General features: G+C 35.9%; 5 protein-coding genes and 1 pseudogene. 2 read left to right on the top strand and 4 right to left on the bottom strand.

The window, feature by feature from the left end:
* Nucleotides 1-195, top strand: a 195-nt coding sequence (locus ACFIO3_RS00665; protein WP_375704010.1) for a BRCT domain-containing protein, incomplete at its 5' end; no start/stop codon positions are given.
* Nucleotides 196-614: 419 nt separating this feature from the next.
* Here the strand turns inward: ACFIO3_RS00665 and ACFIO3_RS00660 are convergent.
* From ACFIO3_RS00660 to ACFIO3_RS00645, 4 genes are all read right to left on the bottom strand, one after another.
* Nucleotides 615-1,310, bottom strand: coding sequence for a hypothetical protein (locus tag ACFIO3_RS00660; protein ID WP_375608241.1), 696 nt, complete (start codon nt 1,308-1,310; stop codon nt 615-617).
* 908 nt (nt 1,311-2,218) lie between these two features.
* On the bottom strand, nt 2,219-4,045 hold the full coding sequence (locus ACFIO3_RS00655; protein WP_375609271.1) for an aminopeptidase P family protein: 1,827 nt from the start codon (nt 4,043-4,045) through the stop codon (nt 2,219-2,221).
* A 17-nt stretch (nt 4,046-4,062) separates the two neighbouring features.
* On the bottom strand, nt 4,063-4,932 hold the full coding sequence (locus ACFIO3_RS00650; protein WP_375609272.1) for a 50S ribosomal protein L11 methyltransferase: 870 nt from the start codon (nt 4,930-4,932) through the stop codon (nt 4,063-4,065).
* Nucleotides 4,933-4,958: 26 nt separating this feature from the next.
* Nucleotides 4,959-5,540 carry an SCO family protein gene (locus ACFIO3_RS00645; RefSeq protein WP_375608243.1) on the bottom strand — a complete coding sequence of 194 codons (582 nt, stop codon included), beginning with the start codon at nt 5,538-5,540 and terminating at the stop codon, nt 4,959-4,961.
* Nucleotides 5,541-5,679: 139 nt separating this feature from the next.
* Between ACFIO3_RS00645 and ACFIO3_RS00640 the strand changes: the two are divergent.
* Nucleotides 5,680-6,010: pseudogene (locus ACFIO3_RS00640) on the top strand (chloramphenicol acetyltransferase); the annotation flags it as partial.

The following is a 6,010-nucleotide window of genomic DNA, read 5'->3' as shown; positions in this document are numbered from 1 at the left end:
CATATGTCACGTGATGAAGCAAAAGCATTGGCAGAGCGATTAGGGGCCAAAACATCTGGTTCACTTTCTAAAAAAACAGATCTTCTTGTTGCAGGACCTGGAGCGGGCTCCAAATTGGCTAAAGCTGAAGAATTAGGTGTTGAGGTTATCGATGAAAAGGCGTGGATACGGTTGATTGAGGGGCATAATGTTTAGAGGATGTTTTCTAGAAGATGCATATGCTGTTTGTGTGGTTATCTCTCTTACATTTTTGGGGGGGATGAAATCAAAAAGGAGATAAAGGGGCTATTTTTTGCAAACATAGAACGCCAATATATTTTGATATTTATTAAGTTATTAAAAATGATTAACGCTGAGCTTAAATATTAAACTTAAACTATTATGATGAAGAATATGCAAGGTTATTATTAGTAAAAGATATAAATTATTACTGTGAAGAAAGGTAAAATTTTTGAACAAATATGTAGAATTTAATCCAAAATGCCGTAATAAACCGATTATAATGACGTAATAGAAATGTAACGCGGAAGATTACAAAATATAATAAAACATTCCGCTATAAATGAATAAGGGATATAACTGCGAGTTGTTTATTATATTGAATTTATAAAAGATTACTGGTATCTATGCTTATCAGGCATTATTAGATGGTACACTTGTCCAATTTCATTACAAAGTTTCGGATATTCGCTAATGCGTCTAGCAGCATAATTTTTTTTCTGACTTCCTTCATCTCTCTCAAATTTCTCAGCATCGGAAATTTCGTTTATTAGAGCTAGTATTTGGACTGAGAATATTTCAGAATTAAATACCATTCGTGCATATCCAAACATTGGATCTGTCGAGTTCATGACCAAATTTTTTGCCCAAATGAAATCGCTTTCTTTCCAATTATATTGAGAACGTAGCTTATGTATGTAGGTAGATAGGGATAATGCTGGAAATTTCTTATTATACTCTCCCTGTAATAAGTCCACAAGGCATGCACACCAAACAACTTTCGCATGGATAAGATTTATATTTTCAGGAATTAGCACTATCATACCAGGGCTTAGAACATGATATACACCATAACTTTTATTATCCAGATATTTTTTCGCAATTTCTAGGCGTTCTTCGTATATATTATCAGGATATTGTGTCTTTACGTACTCTTCGTATAATTTATCGTACTGATTTGGAGTAATGACTTGATTTTCAGAAAATACAGCAATAGGAACTCGCTTAAATTTAGTAATTTCATTCAATACAGAAGGTCCAATATAGTATCCAAATAATAATATTACGGAACAAAATAAAATTACACGCATTAGGATAATCACTTTATTGCTAAAATACTGGATAAGGATATAGATTATTAAGATCTGTGCTTAAAGTTTGTTACTATGATAAGCCGTAAGATACATATTTTATTGTGTCTTTTTCAAAGTATTTGTGAAATTTTGTAGAGAGCTTGAATCTCCTTTATTTATGTGATTGTTTTTGTGTTATGTAGTTTTTCATATCCTCTGTTGTTGTTAATTTTTTAGCTGAATAATACGTTCAGGTAAAAACATATACCTCCATATATATATCATTTTCATACTGTGCAGTTGGAAACTATCTATATTGTGGATAACGTTTTTCAACAATAAATAATAGTCTAGAAAATAATATTGTACTGTTAACTATGCAAATAAATAAAAAAACTCACCGCTGATGTTATCATCATGCTCTTTCTGTTAAATTCTAAATACTTAACTTTTATTTCATAACAGATTCTATTTTATTGAGCAATATATATTATAAGGAATTACTGCTATTGAAAATAACTCAAGAATTTAAAAATATAAATTATCACTATGAAGCAAACAAAAAGGTAAAATTTATTTGAATAAATATGCAGAATTTTTGAATCTAAACGGCGTAATAAGTTGGTTATAATGGGCGTTTTAGAAATGCGACGCGGAGGATTACAAAATATAATGAAAATTTCTGTATAGCAGAATAAGGCTATAACTCATGTGGAGATGGTGGAGGATAATTGATAAGCATTATCTTTTGAGAGTGTATCCCGTTCTGTTTCAATTTTGGAAGGCTTTTGTCGTATCGGCAAAAAAACTTGAAGTATTTCATAGAAGCATTTTTTGTGTTTGCTGATGGTAAATTCGCACTTCTCTCTTTAAAAGAGAAGGGTGTAATGTTTTGTAGAAAGAGTAAAAGTTATACGTTGCTTCATTTAAAGGGGCATTGTTGCTTCTTTTGCCCATTTTTTATCTTCTTCATTTAAGTAAGGTGCATTCATCTGATAAACCCGCGCATGGTAATCATTGAGCCATTGTCGTTCTTCTTGTGTCAAAAGCTCTGGAAGGATTAACCGTCGATCAATGGGGCAATGTGTGAGTGTTTCGAACGAGAGCATTTCTATATCTCCACCATCAATTTTTTGTGCTGGCTTCACAATCATCAAATTTTCAAGACGGATACCAAAAGCGCCTTCGCGGTAATAGCCTGGCTCGTTTGAAAGAATCATACCGGAGATGAGTTCTTGGCACCCTTTGCGAGAAATATTTTGCGGTCCTTCATGGACAGAAAGATAAGATCCAACACCATGACCGGTGCCATGGGCATAATCAAAACCAGCTTTCCACAATGCAATGCGTGCAAGAGCATCAATGTCTTGTCCGCGTGTGCTTTTTGGAAATCTTGCAGTTGAAAGAGCAATCATGCCTTTGAGGACAAGCGTAAAACAGCGTTTTTCTTCTTCTCCAATATTCCCAATTGCTACTGTGCGTGTGACATCAGTCGTGCCATCACGATATTGTCCACCTGAATCAACGAGGTAAAGTTCACCAGCATTGAGTGGTTTATTTGTTTGCGTTGTTACACGATAATGAATAATGGCACCATTTGCCCCTGCGGCTGAGATTGTATCAAAAGAAAGATCTTTAAGTTTTTCTCCCATTTCGTTTGCTGTATTTATGCGAAATTCTTCTAATTTTTGAGCAGCAGAAATTTCACTTATTGACCCTGGTATTTGTTTATCTAACCAAGAAAAAAAACGGGTTAGGGCAACACCATCGCGTAGGTGTGCTTTGCGTGTGCCATTGAGTTCTGTGTCATTTTTAATGGCACGTGGTAGAGCCGCAGGATCGGTAAGTGTGATAAAAGAGCTATTTTTTTCTTCAATAACAGTTCGTAATTTTTCGCATGTTAGCTGTGGATCTAAGGCAAACACTGTCCCTTTTTGAATATACTCTTTGATCTTGGGAATAAGCTGTTCTGGTTCATATAATTTTGCATAACGTTCTAGATATTGTTTCTGTTCTCCACCAAGTTTTTTGCGGTCAATGAATAAAGCTGGTGTTTCGTTAAGTGGAATGAGAGCAAAACAAAGGGAAAAAGGCGTGTTGGAAACATCATTGCCCCGTATATTGAATGTCCATGCAATGGAAGAGGGGTCTGTAAAAATAAAAGCATCTGCATTTGCTTTTTGTATATATCTGCAAATCAATGCCAACTTTTCATCTGTATCGCACCCAGCATATTTGAGAGGGTGAATTGATAATGCAGATTGTGGTAATTTTGGTTGATTATGCCAGAGCAGATCAATGGGATTATGTTGAACTTCTACAAGTTTTCCACCTGCTTTCATTTCTAATGCGTTTCTCAATGCATCGGTGGCAGCAATCGTGTGGAGCCATGGATCAAAACCAATAGAAAGTTTTTGACCATTTTTTTCAAGCCATTGTGAGGGAGGACAAGTTATGAGATCTTCATAATTAAAAATATCAGGATCAGTTTGTTGGCGAACTTGGAGCTTATATCGCCCATCTGTAAATATGATGGCTTTGTTTTTTAAAATCAGTGCAATCCCAGCTGATCCAGTAAAGCCGGTTAACCAGCTAAGGCGTTGAGCATGAGGAGGGACGTACTCTCCTTGATGTTCATCGCACCGTGGAACAAGAAAACCATCGAGCCCAAGGCGATCAAGTTCTTTACGAAGGGAGGCAATGCGTTTTGCAGCATGCGTGGGATTTGTTGTTGCCTCAAAAGATTGATACATAACAACGTCCTTTTATTTTATTTCAGATGTATCGTTACCCATCCTTGACGGTGGTATGTTTCGATATGCTTGAGTCCTTGTTTTATATAAGTATCTAAAACGTAGGCGTGTTGCTTTTCAAGAATTCCAGAGAGTATAAGTGATCCCCCTTTTTTAAGGGCTTTTACCATTTCTTGCGCAAGTTCAATGAGAGGATTGGCAAGAATATTGGCAACAATGAGATCAAAAGGCGCACGTGTTGTAATATGTTCATGGGTAAAACTTGTTGCTGTAACAGCTGTAATATACTCTTTTACGCCATTAAGCTCGATATTATGTTGTGCAACTTGAATAGCAATAGGATCAATATCGGAGGCGAGAATACTAATGGGCTTGAGCATTGCTATGCCAATGGCTAAGACTCCACTACCAGTTCCAAGATCAAGGGCATTTTGTGGATTTTCGTGTTTCATTACTTTGGCAATCATTTCCAAACAACCAGCTGTTGTCCCATGATGTCCTGTTCCAAAGGCTTGATTTGCTTCAATTTCAATAGGGAGAACATTAGCTGGAATGGCGTTTCTGTTGTGACTTCCATGAAGGAAAAAAGGACCAGCATGTACAGGTTTTAGTCCTTCTAGACTTTTTTGTACCCAATCAATATTGGGTAAAACTTCCATATTAATTTTATCAGAATCTATAGAAAGAACGCTTGCAAAACGTTTCAATGCGTCTTCTTGATTGTCTTGATCAACATATAGAGAAAGCTCATATATAGCATTTTGTTCATCTATCTCTATAAGAGCAAGAGGATATCCTTCTTCATCAAAAGCTCTTTCTATAAGGGTATAAAATTGCTCTGCTTCACTTTTAAAAGCAGTATAATAGAAGCGAATTTGTTGCGACATGCTGTTCTTTCTTTTGATTGGCTTTTTTAGTTTGATATGAGTTTTTTTAGCCGTTCAATGGCGATTTCATCTTTTAATTCGCTATCGCTTTCTTTCGTGTCATAACGGATAACGCCAGCTAATTTTCCACCTTTTTTGAGTAAAAAAATTGCTGCCGTATGGTTATAAGTATAGCTTTCATCTGTTTCAGGGACTTTTTCAGCAACGATGTTGAAAGAATTGACCATTTTATGAACTTTATCAGGATCTCCACTGATACCAACGATTTTATTGTTAAAATTGCTGAGATAATTATGGAGTACTTCTGGTGTATCACGTTCGGGGTCAACAGTCACAAACCATACTCCTAACTTATCAGCTTCAGGTCCAAGTGCTGTAAGCCATCGATCAAGATTCATCAGTGTGGTAGGGCAGATTTCAGGACACATAGTGAAGCCGAAAAAAATTATTGAAGGCTGGCTTCGAATATCCGCTTCGGTAATCGTTTTTCCATTTGAATCAGTGAGCGTAAAGTTATCACCTAAAGGCTTATTTATAAATGCATCATAAATAAAAATCCCCGTAAGAAATATAACTGTTAGCCCTAAAATGCGGAGTACATTTTTCATAGTTTGACTCTCTTAGATAGATCAAGAAATTGTAACATCGGCAGGTTTGTTTTGCAATGTTTGTTTCATGGTTGATTTTATTGGTTTGGTTGGTATGTCTTTCCATATTTATTGATGAAGCAATTGATGGAAGGTAAGAATGAATATCGAAAACGATCTTCGATTTCATGAAAGTAAACCTCGTATCCATACGACAGCACAGCTGCATGGTTGTAAATTAGGGCGCTATGTGGAAATTAATGAGCGGGTAGTTTTGCGTGATGTAACCATTGGAGATTTTTCTTATTTAGAACGTAACAGTGAGGCTATTTATAGCGATATTGGGCGTTTTTGTTCTATTGCATCTCATGTACGAATGAATGCGTTGGAGCATCCTATGGAGCGCATTTCAACGCATAAAATAACCTATCGTCCAAACGAATATTTTCGTTATATGGCATTAGATAGTGGTTTTCGTGAAAGGCGTTGTG

This window comes from Bartonella sp. AD328YNZD (genome assembly GCF_042196425.1).
The sequence above is the reverse complement of the archived record's forward strand: the minus strand, read 5'-3'. Positions and strand labels throughout refer to the sequence as shown.